The sequence below is a fragment of the Nostoc sp. JL31 genome, from assembly GCF_017114965.1.
GTDB lineage: Bacteria > Cyanobacteriota > Cyanobacteriia > Cyanobacteriales > Nostocaceae > Nostoc > Nostoc punctiforme_A.
Map to the genome: position 1 here is coordinate 56163 of NZ_JABXKO010000095.1, position 24083 is coordinate 80245.

Genomic DNA, 24083 nt, shown 5'->3' on the forward strand with positions numbered 1-24083 from the left:
TACGCAAGGATTTCATCGCAGATGAAGTCAGCTATTCTAGAAACTACAAATCAAAAGGATTTACCAAAATGACGACTCATTTTATTACCGCAGAAATTGATTTACAAGAAACTCCCGCAGAGTTACTAGAAGTAATTGAAACAGAGTTGAAAAAACAGGGCGAACCTCTGCGTTGGGCAGTTACTTCTGTGGATACTGACGAACAAAAAGCGACAGTTGAAGCTGTGGTGACTAAAGTCGGTAGTTAGAAGTAATTCAATTTTGGATTGATGGAAAAATCTAAAATCCAAAATTTGAACAGTTAGAGGTTGTTTGAAAAGTAGTTGGCTGTGATTTTAGGCACTTATTGATCCCCCCTAACCCCCCTTAAAAAGGGGGAACCCGGAATCAAAGTCCCCCTTTTTAAGGTGGATTTAGGGGGATCTAAAATGTTTGCTACCAAGAAGAGGACTTTTCAAACATCCTCTTATAATTTTATAGCTTCTGATTTTTATAAGACATCTTTATAAATTATGTTTTAACTCAGATTGACGATAATTAATATTCTGCTTGTATGCCTGACTCATCTAAAACAATTCAAAAAAAATATGACGATTGGTTCTTTAATAGTTTCAAGCTGCTAACAGTCGTTTTGATAATTACAGGGATATTGATCAGATTTATTAATATTGATGGAAAAATAACTTGGGCAGATGAAACATTTACTTATTTAAGAATTTATGGTAATACCAAAGCAGATTTAATGCAGGAAGTAGTTAATAGCCAAATATTAACTGCTGGAACATTATTAGAAAAATATCAAAGTCCTGGTGTTGGAAAAAGTATCATTGATACTGTTAAAGGTTTAGCGGTAGAAGATCCAAAACATCCACCCTTATATTTTGTGATGGCAAATTTGTGGGTGCAATGCTTTGGAAATACAGTCGCAGCCACAAGAAGTTTTTCTGCCTTTATCAGTTTATTAGTTTTTCCTGCTCTCTATTGGCTATGCCAGGAATTATTTCAATCAAAAATCGTCGGTTTAGTAGCAATTGCCATTATAGCTGTATCACCATTTCATCTTGTGTATGCCCAGGAAGCAAGAATGTATAGTTTTTATACACTAAATATCTTGCTATCTAGTGCTGCATTACTCAGAGCAATGAGGTTGAATACAAAACCAAGCTGGAGTATTTATTTTGTCACTTTATTGCTAGGATTCTACACAAATTTATTGTTTAGTTTGGTAGCGATTGGACAAGGTATTTATGTAGCTGTCAATCAAGGACTCCTAGCCAAGAAAATATTAATTCCTTATCTGAGCACATTATTAGCTGGAATATTAGCTTTTCTTCCCTGGTTATTTTTAATTATTACTCAATCAGGCAAAGTTCAAGAAACAATAAAATGGTCGAACCGTATTGTGCCGCTAAATGATTTAGTAAATACATGGCAGATTCATTGGGCGCGTATTTTTTTTGATATAACATCGGAGTATAGTTACCCAGATCAGCTAACAAATAGCCTTTGGTTTTTAATCATTAGACTTTTAGTAATTTTATTACTTTATGCAGTTTATTTTCTTTGTCGGAAAACGCCCAAGTCAACTTGGTCTTTTATTTTAATATTAATTTCATTAACAGCACTAGCTCAAGCCATACCGGATGTAATTTTTGGTGGGGTTCGTTCTGTAATTATAAGATACTCAATTTCTGTTTATTTAGGATGCCATTTAGCTGTAGCTTATTTATTAGCTCAAAAAACTATCTTATATCCAGATAAAAAAATGCGTAAGCATTTATGGAGGTTATTGCTTCTTGGGTTAATTTCTCTACAAATAATATCATGTGTGATTATTTTACCGAAAAAAACTTGGTGGAATAAAGCTTATAGTTCCGATAATATTCCGATAGTAAATATTATTAAGCAATCTGTAAATCCTTTAATTATTTGTTCAGAGTGTGGTAAAGATTGGGGTTGGGGAAATGTATTATCTATAAGTTACCTTCTAGAACCACAAACTAAATTTCAATTATTTCCTGATACAAATATTAAACAAATCCCTGATATTTTTACTGATGTATTTTTCCTCAATGCTTCTGAAGAATTACAAGATACCTTGAGAAAAGAACATGACTGGAACATAGCTTTAGTTTTCAAGCGCCATCTATCTCTATGGAAGTTAAAATCAAGCACAGAGAAGAACTAAACAGCAGTAGATAAATGCAAGAAAAAGTCCAACAACTTAAGTAATATCAAAAGAAAATTTAGTACTTGAGCGCACCAAATTCTATAGGTAAATAAGTTTGTAATAAGCACTGAAGTGCTTACTATATACTAGGCAAAGTTGCTGTGATGGCCCTAATTCATAACTCAACACTCAATATGCGTCCATACACCGCTATATTAATTGTACCAACTGGCGTTGGGGCTGCCATTGGGGGCTATGCAGGAGATGCTTTACCTGTTGCTAAAGTCATCGCACAGGTTTGCGATCGCCTAATTACTCACCCCAATGTCCTTAATGGCGCAAGTTTGTACTGGAATCTCCCTAACGCTTTCTATGTTGAAGGTTACGGACTTGATAAATTCGCCTCTGGGTGCTGGGGTTTGCGTCCAGTCCGCAACAACAAGGTAGGTTTGCTTTTAGACCAAGGTATTGAGCCAGAGTTACGGCTACGACATATACAAGCAGCAGATGCAGTCAGAGCAACTCTGGGATTGACCTTAACAGATTATGTAATTACTGATGCGCCATTAAATGTAGAATTGCGGACTACAGCATCGGGAGCGAGTTGGGGAACAATTGGCAATCCAGATAGTTTATTACGGGCAGCTGAGATATTAATTAAAAAAGCGGGGGCAGAAGCGATCGCAGTTGTAGCTCGTTTCCCCGATGATATGGATGAGGAAGCAGTACAAAAATACCGCCAGGGTAAAGGTGTTGATTCCTTAGCGGGTGCAGAAGCCGTAATTAGCCATTTGCTAGTGCGAACCTTTCAAATTCCTTGCGCCCATTCTCCTGCACTTTTGAGCGAACCTCCACAACCTGATTTATCTCCCCGTTCTGCCGCCGAAGAATTGGGCTATACATTTTTACCGTGCGTCCTTGTAGGATTAAGTCGTGCCCCACAATTTATAGTAGATAAAGGAGCGATTGCATCAGAGAAAGGAGATATTTGGGCAGATGAAGTGGATGCTGCGATCGCACCAGCAAATGCTTGTGGTAGCAGTGCCTTACTGAGTTTAAGCCAAAGACAATGCCAAATAATTACAGTAGAAGAAAATAAAACTCTGATAAAAGTTCCTGCCCAATCCTTGGGGATCAAATCTATACAGGTAAACTCATATTTAGAAGCAGTAGGTGTATTGGTAGCACATAAAGCAGGCATCAATCCCTGCGCTCTCCGTCCCAAATTATTACCTTTGCAGTCAATTAGTCATTAGTTATTTGTCATTAGTCATTTGTCATTAGTTATTAGTTTTCTCCCCCTGCTCCCCTGCCTCCCCTGCCCCTCTCCCCCTAAAACCTGTGATTGAACAACAAAAGCAAGAGCCAGAAATTCCATACCTGACGCGCATCCAAGTACTTGGGGCGATGGGAGCGACTGCAATCATTTTGTTGATAGTCGCCAAACTTTCGTTATACTTTGGCAACTTTCCGCTATTTTCTTGGGACTTGAATCTAAGAGAGTTGCTGTTAGGTGTAGGGTTGGGGTTTGTACTCACCGCGTTGAGTGGCTTAACTTACCGCCTGTGGACTGCCTATCGTAAAAGTGCAGATTATTACCTAGAAGTAGTATTGAAGCCTTTAGCTTTACCAGATTTGATTTGGCTGGGGTTGCTACCAGGGTTGAGTGAAGAATTGTTATTTAGAGGTGTGATGCTACCAGCTTTAGGCTCCGATCTGACAGCTGTAATTGTTTCCAGTCTTTGCTTTGGCATCTTGCATTTTAGCGGTTCCCAACAATGGCCTTATGTAATTTGGGCAACAATTGTCGGGATGATATTGGCATATAGCGCGCTGCTCACGGGGAACTTGTTAGTGCCGATTGTTGCTCATATTATTACCAATTTGATTTCTAGCTATTTCTGGAAAATGCGGCAATTTTCGGCGATTAAAAAATAAATATTTGTTAATCGGTAAAATATTATCACAATTTATGCTTAGTTTTTGGGCATTGGTTACATTGGATAACATCATAAGTTGATAACTGGTCTAATTTATTGTTGTAGCTGGGCAAAAGTTCAACTTTTTTTACTTTTTAGTTAGCAAACTGTGCGCTGCAATGCTTCGATACGTCCATGAGGGCGCAGTGCTGCACCGGACTATTAACCAGGAGACTACAGCAATGATGAAAGCTGAAGATATCATGACCAAAGACGTAGTTACCATTCGCGGTTCGGCAACTGTTGCTGAAGCGGTGGGGCTGATGAAGGACAAAGGATTGCGGGCGCTGGTTGTGGATCGTCGCTATGACAATGATGCTTATGGCATTGTTACAGAAACAGATATTGTTTATAAGATCACAGCCTACGGTAAAGATCCAAAGCAAGTGCGGGTTTACGAAATTATGAGCAAGCCCTGCATTGTAGTCAATCCTGATTTGGGTGTTGAATATGTAGCACGGTTATTTGCTAATACTGGTATTCATCGCGCACCTGTGATTCAAGGCAAGTTGTTGGGCATCATCTCGATTACCGACATTTTGACTAAAAGCGACTTTGTGGAAGCGCCAAAAGCGCTACTGCTGGAGCAGAGAATTCAAAAAGCAATTGAGCAGGCTCGTGCTATTTGCACTGAACAAGGTGCTTATTCTAAAGCCTGTGCAGCTGCCTGGGATGAGGTAGAAGAACTTCAGGCAGAAGCAGCTCATCAGAAAGCTGAGGGTATGATATCAGCTAAAGTCTCTTTTGAAGAATACTGCAAGGAAAACCCCAATGCACCAGAATGTCGAAATTATCACCCGTAATTGAAGTGAGGGGATGAAGATGAAGGGGGCATTGGGCATTGGTCAATAATCAATAGTTCTTTTTCCCCTGCTCCCTGCTATCTCAATTTAACGTCTGGCAACTCGCATCAATAAGAATAAACCTATTCCCAAAAAAATAAAGTTGGGCAACCAAGCTCCCATAAAGGGAGAGAGGACACCTGCTTGTGCGATCGCCCCACTTATAAAGAAAATTAAGTAGTACGAAAATATAACTAGGACACTAATCCCAAAGCTGGTACCTCTTCCCGTCCGTTGCGGTATGCTTCCCATCGCTGCACCTACCAAGCCAAAAACCACGCATACAAAGGGCAAAGAGATTTTTTGTTGAATCCGCACTTCAAGTTTACGAATTTTTTGGCGATCGCCACCAAGATTTTCCACTTCTAGTTGCTGTAGTGCTTCAGAAATATTCATCTCACCATAATCCCGGCTTTTTTCTGCCAGACTTAATGGCGTGCGCGGTAGTTGCAGTTGTTGGTGTTCAAATCTCACGATGTTGCGATAAGAGCGATCGGCAGCAACAAAATAGATTGTACCGTTGTAAAAATCCCAGACATTTTGAGAAGGATTCCATTGAGCAGATTCTGATACCACAATTTGATTCAGATTTTTTGTTGAGCGATCTATAATTGTCAACCCTTTCATCCGCTTACCATCAAATTGATCGGCGTAAAACAAGCGTGTCAATATCCGATTCTTAGAGCCATCCGGCTGGACAACATCCTGGTATTCAGGATAGAAAATATTTTGTTGTTTAAAAGTGGGCTTGTCTGATTTCAGCGCTTTCTCTAAAGTCATCGCCGCTTGATAATTGGCTGCTGGTGCAATTTCCTCGTTAAACACAAATGTCATTCCTGTGACTACAAGACTTAACATCACAGCAGTTAGCACCATGCGATAGACACTGACGCCACAACCACGCAGGGCAATTAGTTCGCTCTCGCTAGAAAGACGACTGTAGGTCATCAAAGTAGCCAGCAGCGTAGACATCGGGAAAGCCAAAACGATAAAATTGGGAAATTTTAACAAAAAAACTTGAATAGCAATGTCTATGGGTAGCCCAGATTCGACAATTTTTCTGACCAGATCGAATACAGCATCAATGGTGACGCCAATTGATGAAAAAGCTCCGACACCAAAGAAAAACGGCGCTAACAATTCGCTGGCAAGGTAGCGATCCATGATCGTAAAAGGCAGCAGCGAATAGAGACGATTAAAAGACGTGAGCTTCTTTGATATCATAAGCAACTTGAAAATTTAGATATTGGCAACCCTGGAAAGCAAAACATCTCTAGTGTATTTAAGATCAAAATTAAATACTTAATAGCTAAAAATTAACTAATAAATTCATGCTGAAGAATCAAAAATCAAAATTTCCTTTGAAATTATTAACTGAATAATTGTTAATTTAGACTTGAAAATTATCCCCTAAATAATATTGCCGCACGAGGGGGTTGCTGTAGAGTTCGTCAGCAGCGCCAAAAGCGAGGATTTGTCCCTCACGCATAATGTAGGCGCGATCGGTGATGGCAAGGGTTTCGCGGACATTATGATCTGTAATTAAGATTCCCATGCCGCGATCGCGCAGTTGTGCGACGATTTGCTGAATTTCTGAGACTGCGATCGGATCGACTCCCGCAAAAGGTTCATCCAAAAGCAAAAATTTGGGCCCTTCTCGTCCAGCAGCTAAAGACCTTGCTAATTCTGTCCGCCGTCGCTCACCACCAGAAAGTTGAATTCCTTTACTTTTAGCTAATTTTTCCAACCGAAACTCCCGCAGTAAAGTTCTGAGTCGGATTGACCACTCCCAACGTGGCACATGAGTTTGCTCTAGCACTAACAGAATATTATCCTCTACCGAGAGTTGGCGAAAAACACTTGCTTCTTGTGCTAGATAACCAATACCCAGTCGTGCCCTTTGATGCATTGGCATTCCCGTCACATCTACATTACCCAGCCAAACTTTTCCTTGATTGGGTTTTTCTAAACCTGTGGCAATATAAAAAGTCGTCGTTTTACCAGCCCCATTGGGGCCTAGTAAACCAACGATTTCGCCCTGAGCAACAGAAAGATTGACACGATTGACAATTACTCGCTTACCGTAAGATTTGTGAATATTCTCTAAAACAATTTTCACGCTGGAAGCACCCTTTCTTGGTGGTAAATGCTAATTAGAAGGCTTCAAAGGTGGTGTTTGTGGGGCAGGTGTCGCAGTTTGTCCGCTATTATTTGATTCCTCGATCATGTAGATGGACTCTACCTGACGGTTGGATTGGGGTAAAGCAACAAATCGCCCTTCATCAATTAAATAGGTTACTTTCTCTGCTCGGATACTGTTACCGCCCTGTTGCAGAATATAGACGTTACCACTGAAATCAATTCGGCGTTCTTTACTAAAATACTGTGCTTGGGCAGATGTTGCCTGAAGTTGACGAGAAGGATACAACATTTGCACGTTACCGCGAGCGGTAATTACTTGATTTTTAGCGTCATATTCTTGCACATCAGCGCGGATAGTCAGGGGGCGATTTGCCTGAGATGTTTGTGCAGTAGCGGTTTGCACTTGGGTAGGGAAGGCAAAAGTGCCTAAGAGTGCAGCTGGCAGCATTAAAGCTAATCCAAAGCGACGTATCTGGGATATGGGCAATTGATAGCAGGGCATCATAGCAATTGGGGATTTAGGATTTCAGCTTGCATTCTAATTATCTCAAGTACTTTATCCAGATATGAAGTATACAATCTGGAGTGATTGCCGATAACTACTGGCTGAAATAGTGACGCTAGCCCCAACCTCAAGGTTTCAGGTAATTGACATCTGAGTGAAATCGACGTAGGCACAATACTCTTCTTTTAACGGAGACGCTACGCGTAGCTTGCTTCCACGTAGTGGTACGGAAGTCGTCGGCTAGATGAATTTTCTACCAAGGATTTCAGGCAACGCAAATTAATTTCACCTGAATAGGACTTACGCAAAAACCCTCTCAAACTCTCATTCCTCCGTGATCTTGGCGCTCTCTGTGGTTCGTTTTCCGTTACCTGTGCGTAAGTCCTACTGAAGTCTAATCAGTAGTTACCACAATTCTAGGCAAAGATAAGACTTGATTTTCGCCCAGATCGCCAGCAACAATTTTATCTGGCCCTATTTGTTGTAAATTTGTCAACAACGCTGCGCTCTGACTCAATAGCTCATCTACGTCAATGCCGCCGTAACTAGATGGGTAACGGCGTAGGCGATTGCCGCCTTCTCCCAATAGAATTACCGCACCTCGCCAGTTGCGATTTTCCAAATGATACAGTGCCACAGCAATTTGGAGAATGCCTTGATAAAAGCTTTTTTCCGGTTCGCCAGCTTCAATCCACAAAGCCTCTAAAGTGTCATGACAAGCGTAGAACTCTCCAGAATTGAACTGTTCTACGCCTTGCCAAAACTCTTGGGGGATGATTTCGCTCATCCCATGCTGTCTCGTACTTCTTTGATTGTTTCCAGAGAGATTTCTTGTTTGTCTCCAGCAAACTCGTTGTCAGGGGTGAGGAATAACATGCAATGGCACTCTTTGCGTTCTCTCATTGGCACACAAGGACAGTTCCAATATGTGGCGTGAATCTCAGCTTCTTTATCTTCGTAATGGCGACAAGGACATAAAGGCGCACCCAGATCGTCTTTATGTTTGGCTAGTCCTTCAATCACGACTGCGGTGACAGAAGGTTCAGAACAGAAATATGTTCCAGTACGCTTGGCGTATTGTTCGGAAAAATGCCGCATTGCCTCTAGGCTTTTATCGCTGGATTTTGTGTTATGTTCTGATGTGATCATGTCGCTCATAATTTAAATATTTCTTTGCATTGTACCTCAGCCTCACTAAGGGATTACTGGGTGTATTTCCCCAACCTTAGCTGATCAAATTGTCTTACCTTTGCTCAAAGGCTGATATATCCGGTGTGCAGGGATCAGAGAAAATCCCATAAATCGCAGAAGCTGAACTTGTCAGCAGTCTTTGAAATTATAAAATTTGAATTGATTTATGAATGTAATGTTTTTTGTAGCTGGGCTTGCAGTGGGCGATCGCTTTGCAAAACTATACCAGTGTGTTCCCAATTAATTACCTCTGGTTCTGTTGCTAAGGATATACTTGGCCACAAAACCCAGCGACTACCTTGAGGAAGAGTAGCGAGGCTCAGGGGGTTTTGAGTCAGCCAAATCAAGGGATAGCTTTTAGGAACAACTGAACTGGCATCTTCTAAGGCTGCGGTTGCTGCTAAGGTTTCTAAAACAAAGCGATCGCCTTTAATTAAACTTGTTGATGCTGTCCATAACTGCACCTGTAATTGTTGTTGTTGTGCATAAAAGTACAGCGATGCTGCGGCAATTACTGCTTGTTCAAAGTTTTCTTCTTCCCAATTGCTAGCACTGTCAAGGGCAATAACTATTTCTTGTCCACCTGTTACCATTTCTAACTCCCGCACCCTTAATTCACCATAGCGGGCACTAGTTCGCCAGTGAATCAGACGGGTGGGATCTCCGATGCGGTAAGGACGAAGCGATCGCACCAGCCCGGTTGTAGCTGTCTGCAAGGGTCTACCACGAGGATCGCCCCTTTTGCTCTCTTCTTGCCCCATTTCATCTACTAGAGGGCAGGTAGCCAAGGGTAACACTGTGGGATAGACAATCGCTGTGGCAGCACAATCACGCTGACGGCGACACCAGAACAATCCCAAAGGCGCACCAGAACCTAGTTCGACTGTGTGCCAGCGATAAACACCCCGACGCTGAGTTGGGTGGTAATATACCCAACGGTAACTACCTTGGCTAGGAATTGTTTCGATTGCCTTTTGTACTGGTTTCCCTAAGACGAAGGGCAGTATATCTTCAACTTGCAATAAGCTGACAGGCTGTTGTGTCTGATTGCAGATTTCTAATTCCACCGTTAGATCGTCGCCTGCTGACACAGGTTGCATGGGACGGCGGGTGATGGATAGACCTGTGAGCGATCGCGGCGGTAAGATAGCTGCTACACCCAAAAGGGCAAAACTAATGCCGCTAATGGCGTACAGCCAACCAGCCATCGTATTGATACCTGCGCCAAAAAAACAAATAGCCGTTGCTGCTAGTACCCAACCGCCATAAGTAGGGGCACTGGCGCGGGTTTCTAACCAATTGGTGATGGGTTTGATGATTTTCATGTTTCTTTTTTAACCCAATACCATCTGAAATTCACAGTATCTCAGGGGTTCGCCAAAAAAGCTTTTAGTTAGATTCCTCAAAAAGAGATGGAAAGTTACGACGACCACTTACAACCCGTAGAATTTCGATACCATCATCGAATACTCTGTAGAAAACGATATAGCCTTGCAAGGATACACCTCGTAGGTCTGGACGAATTTTTGCGTAACTTTTACCACTGTTTGGAAAGGCAACAAGTTGTTGGCACTTGCGGTTGAATTCACTGAAAAATCGCTCTCCTGCTTCAATGCTAGTTTCAGCAAAGTAGTCGGCAATTTCATTAATATCTCGGCTGGCAAGAATGTTGATAACGTAGCGACTCATGCTTGCGCCTGATGTCCTTGTCGAAACCGCTCTAGAATTTGGTTTACGAATGTTTCTCCATCAATGGGTGGCGTTTGGTCTGAAGCTAAAATCGCCGCATCAATTTTTTCTCGCACATTTTCGACCCATTCAGCATCGGCGCGATCGTATTCATCAAGCAACCGTAAGGCAATTTCAAGGGCTTCTTCTGCGGAGCGATATTTCCCAGCCTGGAGTTTGGTTTGAATAAAGCGTTCTTGATCGGGTGTGAGACTGATGCTCATAGAAAACCTCTATTCAGATTATTCACCATTTTATGTTAAAAAACTCACTCTGCTTTTTCGTTCATTTAGGGTTTATTCAGGAAACACAGTAAGTCAAACTTTACGCTGTCATAAAAACGTATGGGTGTCGAGCAGGAGCCTCATTGAGCGTATTCCTCAAAATCTGCCAACGGCTCATCAAAATCATCTGACATTTTTACTAAACCTTTAGCACTACCAAACTTGGGGTGTGCTTCTACTCCACCAAGCGGCACAATTCTGAAAGATGTCCCATCATTACGCGTGATGATGACTTCTTCTCCACCAGCCGCCTCTTCAATTAATTCTGCTAGGCGAGTCTCAGCTTCTTTCAAATTAACTTGGTGCATTGATAGTTTTTACCAGTTCTCTGGATTTTGGTGGTTTGCATCTATAAATTTATAATTGTATATGATTAAATTATCGAATGTAGGTAGAAGGTAAAAATATGACAATTACTACCAACTTAAAACAACTCTATGAAACCGATGAAAATTTATGGCTAGAAGAAACTATTAAATTATTAAAGCAAAAGCAATTTAACCAACTTGATTTAGAAAACTTAATTGAGGAATTAATCAGTTTGGGTAAAAGAGATTTAGCTAAAGCCAAAAGTCTTTTAAGGCAAATTATTATTCAATATATTATTACTCCAATATTGGCAGGTAGAATATGAAAGAAACTATCGTCATTGGATTGGAGAAATTAAAACCTTTAGATATGACTTAAATAATCATTTAACGACGAATTTAATAAACAAGTTACAGCATGATTTAGAGAATACTTATCAAAGTGCGGTTGATTTTGTAAAAATTAAAACCGATTTAACTATTTTTCTAGAAAAGTGTCCTTACACTCTTGTACAATTATTAGATGACAATTATTTACCTTAAAGATATCAGTCTTATCTGATTTTTGTGAAATCAAAGCAGCACCAAAAGCGATGTCTACGACGGGCTACGCCTACGCAGTTTCACGAATAGCCATCACAATTACTTCTGCAAAAATTTTTATTCTCCTAGTTTACCATCTGAATAATTCTCTATCAGATTACCTGCCTGCTGTCTCAATGATTGCCTCTTCATAAATTTGCTCAAATAATCTGATCTGATCCAGATCAGGTGGTTGTGTTAGGCTGCTGGCGCTGGGCGACCTGGATTAACAACCTTAATGCCTCATTCACTGCTTCATCGTTGGGAAAAGCTTGGGCAACATCGGGAGCTAAAAGTACTAAGTTTGTTTTTGTACGATACCGTTCAACATATTTACCTCTAACCCCGCTTGCCATTTGAGCGAAGTCGTACTCAGGACGTAATTCATCTTCCATTTCGTTTTCAACTTCCTTGTTCATAAAACCTCTTCTCTTAGCGAGTAGCATTTCGGGCGCTGATAATTCGTATCTTTTCCCCTCTATCAGTATGTGCAACAACTAAAAGTTGTTCAAACCTAGATAAGCCAATAATAACGTAGCGACTTTCTCTAATGGAGTGGTCAGGATCAGGAAAAGTTACGGATAGCGGGTCATTAAATACGGTTGCAGCTTCCTGAAAAGAAACACCATGCTTTTCAAGGTTTAGTGTTGCTTTTTCTGGATTCCATTCAAATTCCATTTACAAATCTTTTTGCCTTTCCTTTCCAGAGTTTAATAGGCTGTTTGTTGATCAAAAGCCAGAACAACTCCTGTATCGCACAGGATCATAGCTCTAGCCCTTGTTGCCGAAACTTGTTGAGTAGGAGTTGCTGATAGTTGCTGACTGGTTCAGATGGAGATACGTCTAGGGAATCCACAGCCTCAAACCATTGTGACCATTTTTCTACAAGCGTTTCATCAGGCTGACTGTCAGCATTTTTAACTTGATGTTTCTGGATCACAAAATCAATGAAGTCGGTCACTTCTTGCAGGAGTGGTTCAGAAAGTTGCTGCAATTTTGCGATCGCAATTGAACTATTTTTGAGTAACTTCACTGAGGGCTTCATGGATAACCTCATCGCTAACACCATGACGCTTCAAGCTAGCAATCAGAGCTGAGATAGTATCCCCCTCCAGTCGTTCCAGATCAACTCTTAGCCCTTGCCCAATATAGGCACGCACTAACGGCTGATAGCCAGAAAATCCCAGTAATGGTGCTATTCTTTTCAAATCTACAATGACATCTTCGGGAATGCGAATTGTGATTGTAGTCATTGGACGATTTTTATCGAGTCGCTTTTTCAGTGCTTCAGCTTTCATAATATTCTCGCTCCTTACGTGTAGCTTTACGAGCTGAAATGATCCGAATTATTTCGTTTTCACGTTCAATGTAGACGACATACAGAAGATTCCATCGTCTGTCTAAGCCAATAACAGCATCTCTTTGTTCATCACTGCGACTTGCATCAACAACCACTAAAAACGGATCGAAAAATACCTCTGTGGCTTGCTGAAATGTCACGCCATCATGATTGCTAGGATTTATCCAAGCTTTTTCTTCGTTCCAAACGAAAGTGACACCATTAAGCACGAAATACACATCCATACCTTACATAGTAGACATTGTGTATTTACGTTGTCAATACGTTTTATGAAACAGAGATATTTCCGTAAGGGCGATGTCTACGACAGGCTACGCCTACGCAGTTTCACGAATAGTCATGATAATTGCCTTTTTCAGTCCTCTTCATTTTTACTCAAGGATTTAACTAAATGCACGGCAAGGGCGATCGCTTTCTGTAAGAGTGCCTGCTGGGTTTCGATGATCTAACGTTATGCGGCGTTGATTATGCTTATTCTAGATGAGTGACCAGAATTTGTTCGATTCTTTCAGGGGGTTTTGCTCCAGTTGCAACAGCATGAACCACATGAAGAATATTCTCTGAGTAGTACCGATTGCCACAGGTATCACAAACACCAATCGTCACATCTTCGAGGATGACAAATCCATCTCTATGTTTAAATGCCTCGCGCTTTACAATTCGGGGTTGAACAGTTCCTTTGCAATACTCGCATCTATATCCATACATACGGCTAGCGTTCAAGCTCAGTGACTTAATAAACAGTGATAATCAGATTCTCTCAAATTGAGTTGCCACAATGCGAGCGCAGATGAATTATGTCCCAGTGAGCCAGTACATTTGCGTGAAAGATAGAAGGCAATCGCTTTTTGTTTAATGGAGTCTTCATTAATGACCCCAGCAAACTGGAGTAATTCATACAATGAGTTCGGGACTGATGTTCTTCTCAACATAAGCAATACCTTTAGGCAGAAGTACAGAAAAACCACTTTCATGATGTATAAGAGCTTCGTCATCTAATGCTCTCAATATTTCTGTTCGATATCTACTTACATTGGCATATTTAATCCACTTTATTAAATCTGTATCACTGACTTTATCTGGCTGCTTGTAGTATAGAATAAGTAAAGTTTTTTGATCTGCTTTTAGTTTTGTGTTCTGCACTCTTATAAAGCTACCAACTTCTACTATGACAGACATTTTTGTCTCGTTGATACTTTCAACAATTTTTCTTGCCTCATCAATCTTATTGATATGATAGTTGCGTATTAGTTCAACTAATATCCAGTCTGCGGAATGCGATACAAATAAAGAATCAGAGTAGTTTGGATTGACTTCTCCACCGACATGAGCTACATTTCTCTTATTTCTAATATCAAGAAGCACCCTTGTAAGCTGAGGAATAAAAAACCGAATACCTTCAGGTAAAGTTGTGTTGCCACCAACACGATTTATTATTTTTTGAGTATCTAACTGTTTTCCAAACGCTGTATAGTTACCTGTGTCTAAAAACTCAATTATCCTTAAAATACACTCACTGAAACGAGCAGCATTTAATTCAGATGGCTGAAATTTTCTCAAGAAAAACTGTTGTTTTATATCTTGATATTCATCAAGCAATGCAATGATAATATCTTTAGGTAGCTTCGTTGATAAAGCTCCTTCAATCTGGGATCTTTGAACACTCATGATTACTATTGATTTTCAAAACTACTCTGAATAAGCCAACTCTCGACAAAGCTTTCAGCTTCAGGTGTTAGATAATATAAACCTTCAGAGGTTCGACTGAAATATTTGTCATAGTCTTTTGTGTTACCCAAAGCTTTTGAAAAACTGTCTTTAGTCACTGAAACTGTTTTATATTTCTTAACGAGGTAGTCGTATGCTACTCCTTGTTTGACTGCATTCTGAACCTTCAACTCTTTGGTAATATCGTATAAAGCAAGAAGAGCGTACTTAGCAGCAGTATCTAGCCTTCTAACATCAAAACTGTCAAACCTTGATTGCATTTGAATCCACTGCTCAATTTGTTGAGCATCTTCCTTTGTCTTACGAAAACCTTTACTAGAATTTTTGCGAGTTGAATTCCAATACTCAATACCTTTTAAATCTGAGTCTTGCATTTCTGCAAGAATTTTATTGACTTCCGCCTGTCCACCAGGATTAAGTTTAAAAGCTCCATCTGACTTTACAAAGGAGCGGTTTGCAAGATCATTGAGGTATTTTGCATAATTTTTATCGTAAATACCATTGACTTTAGCAGCTTGATTTAAATGCTCTTTTAGAACTGCTTCGTGAAAAAGTAGGTTATAAGCCCAAACGTAAAACAGGCTAAATCTCTGTTGTTGAAGCTTTTTATTCTTACCTTTGTAATCAGGAGTCTTTGAAACTAGAAAACCTTGTGCATCTTTGTCAAAGTAACTTAAAGGAGAGTTGGCTTCTGAGAAACTTTGAGCAGTATTACCAATTGTCTGTTCTTGGGTATCTTCATCTTTGTCTTGCTCGATTTCTTCTTCAAATACCTGAAAAGGAGGTAAGATAGGTTGCTGTTCAGGAACTGAGGTACGCTTGGCAACCTTAACAGGAGTTAAAGGAACATAACCACCTAAAACAGATGCAACTTTATCAATTGCAGTATCAGTGAAAGATAGATTCAGCTTCCTTGAGTAATTGTTGTCTGACTGTTCCTCTTCTAAAGAAAAACTATTCATAGGAGTAAGATGAGGCTGAGGAGTGTCAATTAAAGTGCCACACTTAAAGCACTTGCTCTTATCTCTAAATAAATGATTGCTGCACTTTATACACTTCACCTGCCGTTCACAGCTAACGCAAAAGCTATATACTTCATCAATTGGCGTATCACAATATGGGCAGTTTGGCACAGTTTGCTCTTCCTAATTTTTCTCTAAATACTTGACTTGCTAGTATAGCCGAGCAGTACTTTTCTTACAATGCCCACATATATAGATAAGCTCACCCCAGCTAATAAAATAAAAAAGCCCGCTCATGCGGGCTTTCTAAATCAATCACGTAACTTTACTTACCGTTTTGCCAACTTCTTCGACATCTTCCGCAGACGAATTGATTGGGGTGTAACTTCCACCAATTCATCGGGGCCAATGTATTCCAAAGCACGCTCTAGGCTCATGTCTATTGGTGCTTGCAGTTGTACTAGTTCATCGCCACCAGCAGCGCGGTGGTTGGTTAACTGCTTGGTCTTACAGATATTCAATTCCAAATCTTGGGAACGATTGTGTTCTCCCACAATCATGCCTCTGTAAACCTTTGTGCCGGGAGTAATAAAGAATGCTCCTCTATCTTCGGCGTTTCTCATAGCGTAGAAGGTAGAAACGCCTTCTTCAAAGGAGATTAAAACGCCTTTGTTACGGGCTTCAATATCACCACTAATTTGACGGTAGTCTAAGAAGCTGTGGTTCATGATGCCTTCGCCACGAGTCATCCGCATGAACTCACCCCGGAAACCAATCAATCCACGGGCGGGAATGACAAACTCTAGCTGGGTGCGATCGCCACTACCTGGTTGCATATCTTGCATTTCGCCTTTGCGTTGTCCCAGGCGTTCAATACAGCTACCCACACCATCAGCAGGAATGTCTAACACCAAGAGTTCGTAAGGTTCGCAAGGTTGACCGTTGATTTCGCGGTAAATTACCTGTGGCTGAGATACCTGAAACTCGAAGCCTTCCCGACGCATGGTTTCAATTAAGATACCCAAGTGGAGTTCTCCACGACCGGAAACGAGGAATTTGTCAGGAGAATCGGTTTCTTCGACACGCAAAGCAACGTTGGTTTCGAGTTCGCGGAAAAGGCGATCGCGTATTTGTCTTGATGTCACCAATTTGCCTTCTTGACCTGCAAAGGGCGAATCATTCACCCAGAAGGCCATTTGCAAGGTTGGTTCATCCACTTTAATTAGTGGTAAAGCTTGTGGTTCATTGGGGTCAGTAATCGTTTCCCCAATATAAGCATCAGCGAAACCAGCCACCGCGACAATATAACCTGCGGTTGCTTCTTCCATCTCTACGCGCTTGAGTCCATCAAAGCCCATCAACTTGGTAATTTTACCCTTGACAATGGTGCCATCTTCTGTAACTAAAGCCGCTTGCTGCCCTGCGCGGATAGTACCGTTGTGAATTCTGCCAATGACAATCCGTCCCAGATATTCAGAATAATCTAGGGTTGTGACTTGCAATTGCAGAGGCTTATTGCTGTCGCCTACTGGTGGTGGAACGTGTTGCAGAATCGCATTAAACAGGGGTTGCATATCTACCGATTCGGCTTCTAGGCTTTCTTTGGCGAAACCTGCCATACCGGAGGCAAACAGATAGGTAAAATCACACTGGTCTTCATCTGCCCCTAATTCCAAGAACAGATCCAATACTTTATCGACAGCAACGTGGGGGTCAGTTTGACCACGGTCGATTTTGTTGATGATAACGATGGGGCGCAGCCCTTTTTCTAAAGCTTTTTTCAGAACAAAGCGTGTTTGGGGCATGGGGCCTTCATTGGCATCGACAATCAGAAGACATCCGTCAACCATGCCGAGTACACGTTCAACTTCGCCACCAAAGTCAGCGTGTCCAGGAGTATCAACAATATTAATTAGTGTTTCTTTGTAGCGAACTGCTGTATTTTTGGACAGGATAGTAATACCCCGTTCCCGTTCTAGGGCGTTGGAGTCCATAACGCAATCCGGAACGTCTTCGCCTTCGCGGAAAATGCCGGATTGTTTGAGGAGTGCGTCAACCAGCGTGGTTTTGCCGTGGTCAACGTGGGCGATAATGGCGACGTTGCGAATTGGGAGCGTCATAGAAGCTTTTGGTGAACTCTAGAGGGTGTTTATAAGATTTACATTTGAATGCTAGGCTGTTTTAACAGAATTGGGGATGATCGGCAAACTCTGTAAAGAACCTTTAATAATTCTAGCGTAATCGTCACAATTGCGGTGAGTTTTGTAAACCCCACAATGTAGATGTGTGGTAATTACGGCGTTGGTGGGATAAAAAAAGCTTCTGTGACAAACAGGTGTTACCTGAAGGGCAGTATTGCTTTTGAGAATTCCGGTTGATTCGCATAGAGGAATTTAGTCATTGAAATACTTTGGTGAAAAGTGCGATCTTTGTCTTAGAGAGATAAAGTTGCTGGCTGCTAAAAGTCAGGGTATTTCATGTTTGGGATCAAAGATAAGCGATCGCCAAGTTTGGTTTTTCTTGACTAGAATGGGGTGGGTATCTCTACAAAAATATTCAACTTACACAGAATTCTCACAATGTAGAGCGAGGTTAATTGTTTAGGAGAGTAAAAGGCGATGTCTACGACGGGCTATTCGGCGTCGCCATTGTCTATGTAGAGACTTTACAATGTAACGCTTCTAGGGAATTTAAGGTATATTCTAAAAACTAATAAAATGACAGCGATAATTATATGGTCTGCTGCCTAAATCCTAATTGCGAGAATCCCAAAAATCCTGACGGAGCAAATTTCTGCCTCAGTTGTGGCACAGAGTTGGTATCGCTATTGAGAAATCGTTACCGAATCATCTCACCATTAGGGAGAGGAGGGTTTGCACGCACATATATCGCAGAAGATATAGACAAGCTCAATGAACAATGTGTTGTTAAGCAGCTGGTTCTAAGTCAATTTTATGGCAGTCAGGGTAGTCAGGCACATAAAAAAGCGACTGAGTTGTTTGAACGAGAGGCCAAACGTCTCAAAGAACTAGGAGAACATCTCCAAATTCCCAATTTGTATGCATATTTTAAGGAAGCTGAATATCTTTATTTAGTGCAGCAGTTTATCGAAGGGCAAAATCTGTTGCAAGAGTTAAAACAACAGGGAGTTTTTGATGAAGCCAAAATTCGAGATTTTTTAAATGATTTATTATCTGTACTGGTAGATATACATCAACAACAAGTAATTCACCGTGATCTTAAGCCAGAAAATATTATTCGCCGTCAAAATGATGGGAAATTAGTACTAATTGATTTTGGGGTGGCAAAGCAAAAGACGGAACCTACAAACACCGCAGTGGGGACAATTATTGGTTCATTAGGTTATGCACCAATTGAGCAAATGCAAGCGGGTAAAGTTTTTCCTTCCAGTGATATTTACAGTTTAGGAATAACTTGCTTTCATCTGCTGACCAATATCTCTCCTTCAAGTTTGTGGATGAAACAAGGCTATGGTTGGACTTCTAGTTGGCGGCAGCATTTAACGCAACCCATAAGTCAAGAATTAGAGATGATTATTAATAAGTCCCTACAAGAAAATCACGAACAGCGTTATCAATCTGCACAGGCTGTCTTACAAGACTTGAAGAAGTTGCCACCGCTAAAATATACATCAGCTCCTACAGTTATTCCGCCTACTATGCGATCAAGATCGCAACCACAAAATCAACATCAATCAACTCGATATCTACCACAATTATCTAACATTCGATTATTATCTGGAGCAATAATAGCAGGGTCGGGCAGTTCATTTTTAGCGATCGCACTTATAAGTTTTCTCGGAACTACTTGGATTAGCTCTGGATTGTGGTTGCTCATTTTAGGAGGATTAGTCTTTATTCAATCTCGCCCACTTCTAGAAAAAGCTTATTTAATTGTTATTGCTATCATCGCAAATTTACTCATTGTCTTTATTTTCAGAAATCTCCTAACTAATAATCTTCTCAACGCTGGTTTGAATGGATTGCTGCTTGTAGGATTGCTAGTTATCCTGGCAGGTTTATTAACAGTTATTATTGTCGGTGTGTCTGAAATAATTAACAAACTGATTGCTAAATATCTTTAGTTTTTTGGTTTTCTTCAATTGTCATAAATCTCTTTATTTAAGATAATTTTTGTAATATATTGGTAATTATTCATGACAAATAAAAAAGAAAACTTGAGACTGCTTATTTCCCTTGGTCTGGCTGGGGTAATGGTAGCAGCTATTTTATGGTTAATTAGCAAAGTTTCTTCTACTATCGTCACAACATCATCAAACCCCACACAGACTTCATCTTCATTTACAAATAAGCCTTCACTACTGAATTTGGGTACAAGAATTTTGGTGAAAGTGCAAACATCCCCTGAAAAAGCAGATGGAGTTAAAGCTTTTGCTGAGAAAGATTTCAGTACTGCCGTTAAAAAGTTTACTGATTCTCTGAAAAATAATCGCAACGATCCAGAAACTTTAATTTATTTAAACAATGCCAAAATAGCACGAGATAATTTAGAAGCTATAAAAGTTGCGATCGTCGCACCAATTAACTTTGATCCTAGTTTAGCAGAAGAGATTTTACGCGGTGTAGCTCAAGCTCAAAATGAAGTTAATAACCAAGGAGGAATTAATGGTAAAAAATTGCAAATTGTAATTGCAAGTGCTGATAATAGAGAAGATTCTGCACGGTTAGATAATGAATTAGTTCAAGATAAAAGCCTCGTAGCTGCCGTGGGTGTTAGACGTAATGCAGAAATATATAAAGAGAAAGGTTTGGTTTTAGTCTTACCCGTCGAGTTACCAAATCAAGCAGAAAATACCGAAAAATTAGATAATAATACAGTAAATCTTCAGCCTAATAGTTCCACAACTAACTACTTGTTTCATATCAATCCATTATATGATAATTTAGTAGATACTCATTCTCGCTACATTGCTCGACAAGCAAGAAATGTTGCTATTTGTGGCGATGTTCGTAGTTCAAGAGATAATTCCACCTCTTCATCAAATCAGATACTTGTAGAAAAGTACACTCAAGCTATCAAAAAATATGGCAGCAACGTTATTAGTACGCCTTGCAATTTAGCCGACAAAAATTTTGACCCTAGAGCTTTTGTAGATAAAGCCATAGAAACAGAAAATGCAAGTGGCTTTTTACTAATGCCTTCAATCAGAAATATATATTTTGCCACCAAGGTAGCACAAGAGGTTAAAGGTAGAAAGCCACTGTTTGCTTCTGAAACTATGTACAGTGCAACAACTTTACAAAATGGCAAGGATCTCGAAGGAATGGTGTTACCTGTGTATTGGCATCGTAATGCTAATAAAGATAACCCATTTGCAAAAAATGCCTTTCAGCTTTGGAATGCCCAAGTAAATCAGAGAACGGCGGGAGCTTATGATGCACTCCAAGCAATTATTGCTGGCTTAAAAGAAGATAGTACCCGCGAAGGATTACAAAGGGTATTATCTAATCCCAATTTTTCAACATCTGGAGCAACCGGAATGATTCAGTTTTCGCCCTCCGGGGAGCGTCAAGGAGAAGCAATGCTTGTCAAAATCGAGCGTTGTGAGTCTTGCTCTAGTGGAACTGGTTACGATTTTGCCCTCTTGAATAAGAAGTAGTTTTTTTGATGTTAATTTTCATTCCAAAGATATAGATTACTCCCAAATCGGTAATCTATTCAATTTGAATGTCATACTAAATTACTTGATTTGATTGCAACCATGAATTGAAGCGATCGCTGCAATTTTTATCTAACGAAAAGTTTTTTTCTCTACCCAGAGTTGTGAGAGCGATCGCTCAAAAGAAAGATGGAATCTCCCTAACCTCTGTGTCAAGGTTATATCAGTAAGAATTACGAACACTTTGCCGACGGAGAACACAGATGGTAACTACTTTAGATGATACGAAACGCAATGCTATTGCTGTAAAACTTGCAAGTCTTAAAGCTCTCCAACAGTTGGTCATCGAAAATGAACAATCGCTTTTGACGCAAGGGCTTGATGCTGAAATTGCCGATCGCATCCGAAATTTTATCAATGATGATGAAAAAAACCTTGGTATTTTAGAAACCGTAATTGGTCAATATGGCATTCAGGCAGAACCCAAAAAAAATGTTACACAATTCATTGAAAAAGCTCGCGAATTGTTCAAAGGTTCTGAGTTAAGCCTGTATGAGAAAGTCTCTCAGCATGAATTGCTAAAACATCAATTAGTAATGAGTGGCTTGATTGTTCACAAAGCTGCTCAAAAAGTTGGTGCTGACATTTTACTAGCGATCGCACCTTTGAATACTATTAACTTTGAGAACCGCGCTCACCAAGAGCAACTCAAAGGCATTCTGGAAATTCTGGGTGTCCGTGAACTCACTGGACAAGATGCAGATCAAGGAATTTGGGCACGTGTTCAAGACGCTATGGCCGCAGTTAGTGGTGTAGTTGGTAGTGCTGTCACCCAAAACAGCGACAAAAAGGATCTAAATATCCAAGATGTCATCCGCCTCGATCACAACAAGGTAAATACCTTATTCACCGAACTACTACAAAGCAACGATCCACAAAAAATCCAAGAGTACTTCGGTCAAATTTACAAGGATTTAAGTGCCCACGCTGAAGCTGAAGAGGAAGTAGTCTACCCAAGAGTACGTCCTTTCTACGGTCAAGATAACACCCAAGAATTGTTTGATGAACAAGCTCATGCAAAGCAGGCATTAGAGGAAATTAAGGCTCTTAGCCCATCTTCACCTCAATTCAAAGAAAAAGTTAAAGAGCTATTGGCTGCTCTCGGCGATCATATTCGTCAAGAAGAAAGCACAATGTTTGCTGCCATTCGCAACAACTTGACTACTGAGCAAAGCGAGCAACTGGCTACTGAATTCAAAGCCGCTAAGACCCGAATTCAAGAGAAATTGGGTGTTGTTAGCGAATCGAATGTGTAGAATGCTTTCGAGCTTTTTATATCCGCTAAAAAAAGTTAGTTAAACAAAAACTCCCAGCAGGTAAACGCTGGGAGTTTTTGTTTACAAATTTTGCTGACAGTATTTATAAGCTGTGTATGCCATAGTTACAACTCCGGTGATAATGGAAGATTCATCTACTTCAAATTGGGGATGGTGTAAAGGGTGATTAATGATTCTTTCTTTGTAGCCGACACCCAAGCGAAACATAGAACCAGGGACATGTTCCAAATAAATAGAAAAATCTTCAGATCCAAGGGAGGGTTCAGGTAAAACTTGAACGCGATCGCAACTCCAAGCTTCTTCTGCGGCTGATTGTAACAATTGCGTCAGGGCGTAATCATTTTGGACGCTGGGTACACCTTGGCGATAATTGACTTGATATTTTGCTCCGTAGGTATGGCAAACATTAGATACAATGTTTTCAATCCAGTTTGGGAGATGGGCACGGGTTTCAGGATGGAGCGATCGCACGGTTCCCAATAACTGCACTTTATCCGCAATTATATTCGGCGCTCTACCACCATTAATTTTCCCGATACTCAATACTACAGGGCGCAAAGGATTCTGCGTCCGGCTGATGGCTTGTTGCAATGCAGTAATCACTTGGCAAGCAATCCAAATCGCATCAATCGCCTCATGGGGACGTGCCCCGTGTCCAGATTCTCCCATAATCAGAATCTCTAAATCATCAGCGGCGGCTGTCAATGCTCCGTAACGCACCCCAATAGAACCTGCGGGTATAGAAGGGAAAACATGAACCCCTAATACAGCCGAGACATTTTCCATCGCTCCATCTTTCACCATCCAACTTGCCCCTTGAGCAATTTCCTCGGCTGGCTGAAATAAAAACCGCACTTTCCCACCCAACTCCTCAGCCATTTGGGACAGCACCATCGCCGTTCCTAACCCTACAGTCGTGTGGACATCGTGACCGCAAGCGTGCATAATCCCATCTGCACGAGAGGCATATTCCAAATTAGTGCCCTCTTGAATGGGCAAGGCATCCATATCAGTACGAATTGCCAATAAACGGTCATTTTGACCACTGCCTTGCAGTTCACCAATCACACCTGTTTTACCAACTCCTTCTTGTACGTGTAGCCCACTGGAAGACAAAACACCAGCTACAAAGGCTGCTGTTTGATACTCCTGACCGCTGAGTTCTGGGTGAGAGTGGATATGGCGGCGAATTTCAATTAAGCGGGGCGCTAGTTTTGCTGCTAGGTCTTTTATATGGGTAAGCATCGATTTAATTAATCTATAGGCTAGGCTTTTTTCCCATGATAAAGAACTGTTAACAAACAAAATGCTTTTGCTATTACAA

28 protein-coding genes and 1 pseudogene are annotated in these 24083 nt (G+C 40.7%); 10 read left to right on the top strand and 19 right to left on the bottom strand.

The window, feature by feature from the left end; all coding sequences use genetic code 11:
* Positions 1-68 precede the first annotated feature (68 nt).
* The 5 genes from HWQ43_RS22040 (at position 69) to HWQ43_RS22060 (ending at position 4952) form a co-directional block, all read left to right on the top strand.
* Entirely contained in the window at positions 69-248 is a 180-nt protein-coding gene (locus HWQ43_RS22040) for a hypothetical protein (protein ID WP_292738060.1), read from the top strand.
* Positions 249-553: 305 nt separating this feature from the next.
* The gene (locus HWQ43_RS22045; protein ID WP_292738062.1) at positions 554-2188 is read left to right on the top strand and encodes a glycosyltransferase family 39 protein; all 1635 of its coding nucleotides are present in this window, start codon (positions 554-556) and stop codon (positions 2186-2188) included.
* 176 nt (positions 2189-2364) lie between these two features.
* Positions 2365-3426, top strand: coding sequence for a DUF3326 domain-containing protein (locus HWQ43_RS22050; RefSeq protein ID WP_292738156.1), 1062 nt, complete (start codon positions 2365-2367; stop codon positions 3424-3426).
* Positions 3427-3511: 85 nt separating this feature from the next.
* Positions 3512-4108, top strand: coding sequence for a CPBP family intramembrane glutamic endopeptidase (locus tag HWQ43_RS22055; RefSeq protein ID WP_292738064.1), 597 nt, complete (start codon positions 3512-3514; stop codon positions 4106-4108).
* Positions 4109-4331: 223 nt separating this feature from the next.
* On the top strand, positions 4332-4952 hold the full coding sequence (locus tag HWQ43_RS22060; RefSeq protein ID WP_292738066.1) for a CP12 domain-containing protein: 621 nt from the start codon (positions 4332-4334) through the stop codon (positions 4950-4952).
* A gap of 87 nt (positions 4953-5039) precedes the next feature.
* Here the strand turns inward: HWQ43_RS22060 and HWQ43_RS22065 are convergent, their stop codons facing one another.
* The 9 genes from HWQ43_RS22065 to HWQ43_RS22105 all read right to left on the bottom strand — a co-directional run bounded on the left by HWQ43_RS22065 (position 5040) and on the right by HWQ43_RS22105 (position 11149).
* Complete coding sequence (locus HWQ43_RS22065; RefSeq protein WP_292738067.1) at positions 5040-6155, bottom strand: LptF/LptG family permease; 1116 nt, start codon at positions 6153-6155, stop codon at positions 5040-5042.
* A 226-nt stretch (positions 6156-6381) separates the two neighbouring features.
* A complete protein-coding gene (gene lptB / locus HWQ43_RS22070) occupies positions 6382-7110 on the bottom strand; it encodes an LPS export ABC transporter ATP-binding protein (RefSeq protein WP_094351303.1) in 729 nt (242 codons plus the stop codon).
* A gap of 30 nt (positions 7111-7140) precedes the next feature.
* Positions 7141-7638 (bottom strand): LptA/OstA family protein, encoded by a 498-nt coding sequence (locus HWQ43_RS22075; protein ID WP_292738070.1) that lies wholly within the window; start codon positions 7636-7638, stop codon positions 7141-7143.
* Between the two features lie 394 nt (positions 7639-8032).
* Positions 8033-8425, bottom strand: a complete 393-nt coding sequence (locus HWQ43_RS22080; RefSeq protein ID WP_292738072.1) for a DUF309 domain-containing protein — start codon at positions 8423-8425, stop codon at positions 8033-8035.
* Complete coding sequence (locus HWQ43_RS22085) at positions 8422-8787, bottom strand: ferredoxin thioredoxin reductase catalytic beta subunit (RefSeq protein ID WP_094351306.1); 366 nt, start codon at positions 8785-8787, stop codon at positions 8422-8424. Before HWQ43_RS22085 ends, HWQ43_RS22080 begins: the two co-directional genes overlap by 4 nt.
* A 206-nt stretch (positions 8788-8993) precedes the next feature.
* The gene (locus tag HWQ43_RS22090) at positions 8994-10154 is read right to left on the bottom strand and encodes a DUF58 domain-containing protein (RefSeq protein WP_292738074.1); all 1161 of its coding nucleotides are present in this window, start codon (positions 10152-10154) and stop codon (positions 8994-8996) included.
* A gap of 64 nt (positions 10155-10218) precedes the next feature.
* A complete protein-coding gene (locus tag HWQ43_RS22095; protein WP_292738076.1) occupies positions 10219-10518 on the bottom strand; it encodes a type II toxin-antitoxin system RelE/ParE family toxin in 300 nt (99 codons plus the stop codon).
* Positions 10515-10781, bottom strand: a complete 267-nt coding sequence (locus HWQ43_RS22100) for a type II toxin-antitoxin system ParD family antitoxin (protein WP_292738078.1) — start codon at positions 10779-10781, stop codon at positions 10515-10517. Before HWQ43_RS22100 ends, HWQ43_RS22095 begins: the two co-directional genes overlap by 4 nt.
* Before the next feature lie 140 nt (positions 10782-10921).
* Positions 10922-11149: a type II toxin-antitoxin system Phd/YefM family antitoxin gene (locus HWQ43_RS22105; protein WP_292738080.1), complete on the bottom strand. Its 228-nt coding sequence runs from the start codon at positions 11147-11149 to the stop codon at positions 10922-10924.
* 98 nt (positions 11150-11247) lie between these two features.
* On the opposite strand from HWQ43_RS22105, the pseudogene HWQ43_RS22110 reads away from it, so the two are divergent.
* Both HWQ43_RS22110 and HWQ43_RS22115 read left to right on the top strand, forming a co-directional pair.
* Positions 11248-11692 (top strand): annotated as a pseudogene (locus HWQ43_RS22110) (DUF29 domain-containing protein).
* A gap of 50 nt (positions 11693-11742) precedes the next feature.
* A complete protein-coding gene (locus HWQ43_RS22115; RefSeq protein WP_292738081.1) occupies positions 11743-11886 on the top strand; it encodes a hypothetical protein in 144 nt (47 codons plus the stop codon).
* Between the two features lie 30 nt (positions 11887-11916).
* Here the strand turns inward: HWQ43_RS22115 and HWQ43_RS22120 are convergent, their stop codons facing one another.
* From HWQ43_RS22120 to typA, 9 genes are all read right to left on the bottom strand, one after another.
* On the bottom strand, positions 11917-12150 hold the full coding sequence (locus HWQ43_RS22120) for a hypothetical protein (RefSeq protein ID WP_069069125.1): 234 nt from the start codon (positions 12148-12150) through the stop codon (positions 11917-11919).
* Positions 12151-12163: 13 nt separating this feature from the next.
* Positions 12164-12409, bottom strand: coding sequence for a BrnT family toxin (locus HWQ43_RS22125; RefSeq protein WP_292738083.1), 246 nt, complete (start codon positions 12407-12409; stop codon positions 12164-12166).
* 85 nt (positions 12410-12494) lie between these two features.
* Positions 12495-12764 (bottom strand): DUF2281 domain-containing protein, encoded by a 270-nt coding sequence (locus HWQ43_RS22130; RefSeq protein WP_292738086.1) that lies wholly within the window; start codon positions 12762-12764, stop codon positions 12495-12497.
* Positions 12745-13029, bottom strand: a complete 285-nt coding sequence (locus tag HWQ43_RS22135) for a hypothetical protein (protein ID WP_292738088.1) — start codon at positions 13027-13029, stop codon at positions 12745-12747. Before HWQ43_RS22135 ends, HWQ43_RS22130 begins: the two co-directional genes overlap by 20 nt.
* Complete coding sequence (locus tag HWQ43_RS22140) at positions 13019-13315, bottom strand: BrnT family toxin (RefSeq protein WP_292738090.1); 297 nt, start codon at positions 13313-13315, stop codon at positions 13019-13021. Before HWQ43_RS22140 ends, HWQ43_RS22135 begins: the two co-directional genes overlap by 11 nt.
* Positions 13316-13562: 247 nt before the next feature.
* The gene (locus HWQ43_RS22145) at positions 13563-13814 is read right to left on the bottom strand and encodes a YgiT-type zinc finger protein (protein WP_292738092.1); all 252 of its coding nucleotides are present in this window, start codon (positions 13812-13814) and stop codon (positions 13563-13565) included.
* A gap of 171 nt (positions 13815-13985) precedes the next feature.
* The gene (locus tag HWQ43_RS22150) at positions 13986-14759 is read right to left on the bottom strand and encodes a hypothetical protein (protein WP_292738094.1); all 774 of its coding nucleotides are present in this window, start codon (positions 14757-14759) and stop codon (positions 13986-13988) included.
* A 5-nt stretch (positions 14760-14764) separates the two neighbouring features.
* Entirely contained in the window at positions 14765-15781 is a 1017-nt protein-coding gene (locus tag HWQ43_RS22155) for a hypothetical protein (RefSeq protein ID WP_292738096.1), read from the bottom strand.
* Positions 15782-16110: 329 nt separating this feature from the next.
* Positions 16111-17901, bottom strand: coding sequence for a translational GTPase TypA (gene typA / locus HWQ43_RS22160; protein ID WP_292738098.1), 1791 nt, complete (start codon positions 17899-17901; stop codon positions 16111-16113).
* Between the two features lie 614 nt (positions 17902-18515).
* Between typA and HWQ43_RS22165 the strand changes: the two genes are divergently transcribed.
* From HWQ43_RS22165 to HWQ43_RS22175, 3 genes are all read left to right on the top strand, one after another.
* Positions 18516-19886 carry a serine/threonine-protein kinase gene (locus HWQ43_RS22165; RefSeq protein WP_292738100.1) on the top strand — a complete coding sequence of 457 codons (1371 nt, stop codon included), beginning with the start codon at positions 18516-18518 and terminating at the stop codon, positions 19884-19886.
* A gap of 72 nt (positions 19887-19958) precedes the next feature.
* Positions 19959-21422 (top strand): ABC transporter substrate-binding protein, encoded by a 1464-nt coding sequence (locus HWQ43_RS22170; RefSeq protein ID WP_292738102.1) that lies wholly within the window; start codon positions 19959-19961, stop codon positions 21420-21422.
* Between the two features lie 263 nt (positions 21423-21685).
* Positions 21686-22738 (top strand): hemerythrin domain-containing protein, encoded by a 1053-nt coding sequence (locus HWQ43_RS22175; protein WP_292738104.1) that lies wholly within the window; start codon positions 21686-21688, stop codon positions 22736-22738.
* 81 nt (positions 22739-22819) lie between these two features.
* Here HWQ43_RS22175 and HWQ43_RS22180 read toward each other — a convergent pair whose 3' ends face one another.
* Positions 22820-24004: a M20 family metallopeptidase gene (locus tag HWQ43_RS22180; RefSeq protein WP_292738106.1), complete on the bottom strand. Its 1185-nt coding sequence runs from the start codon at positions 24002-24004 to the stop codon at positions 22820-22822.
* Between the last annotated feature and the right edge of the window lie 79 nt (positions 24005-24083).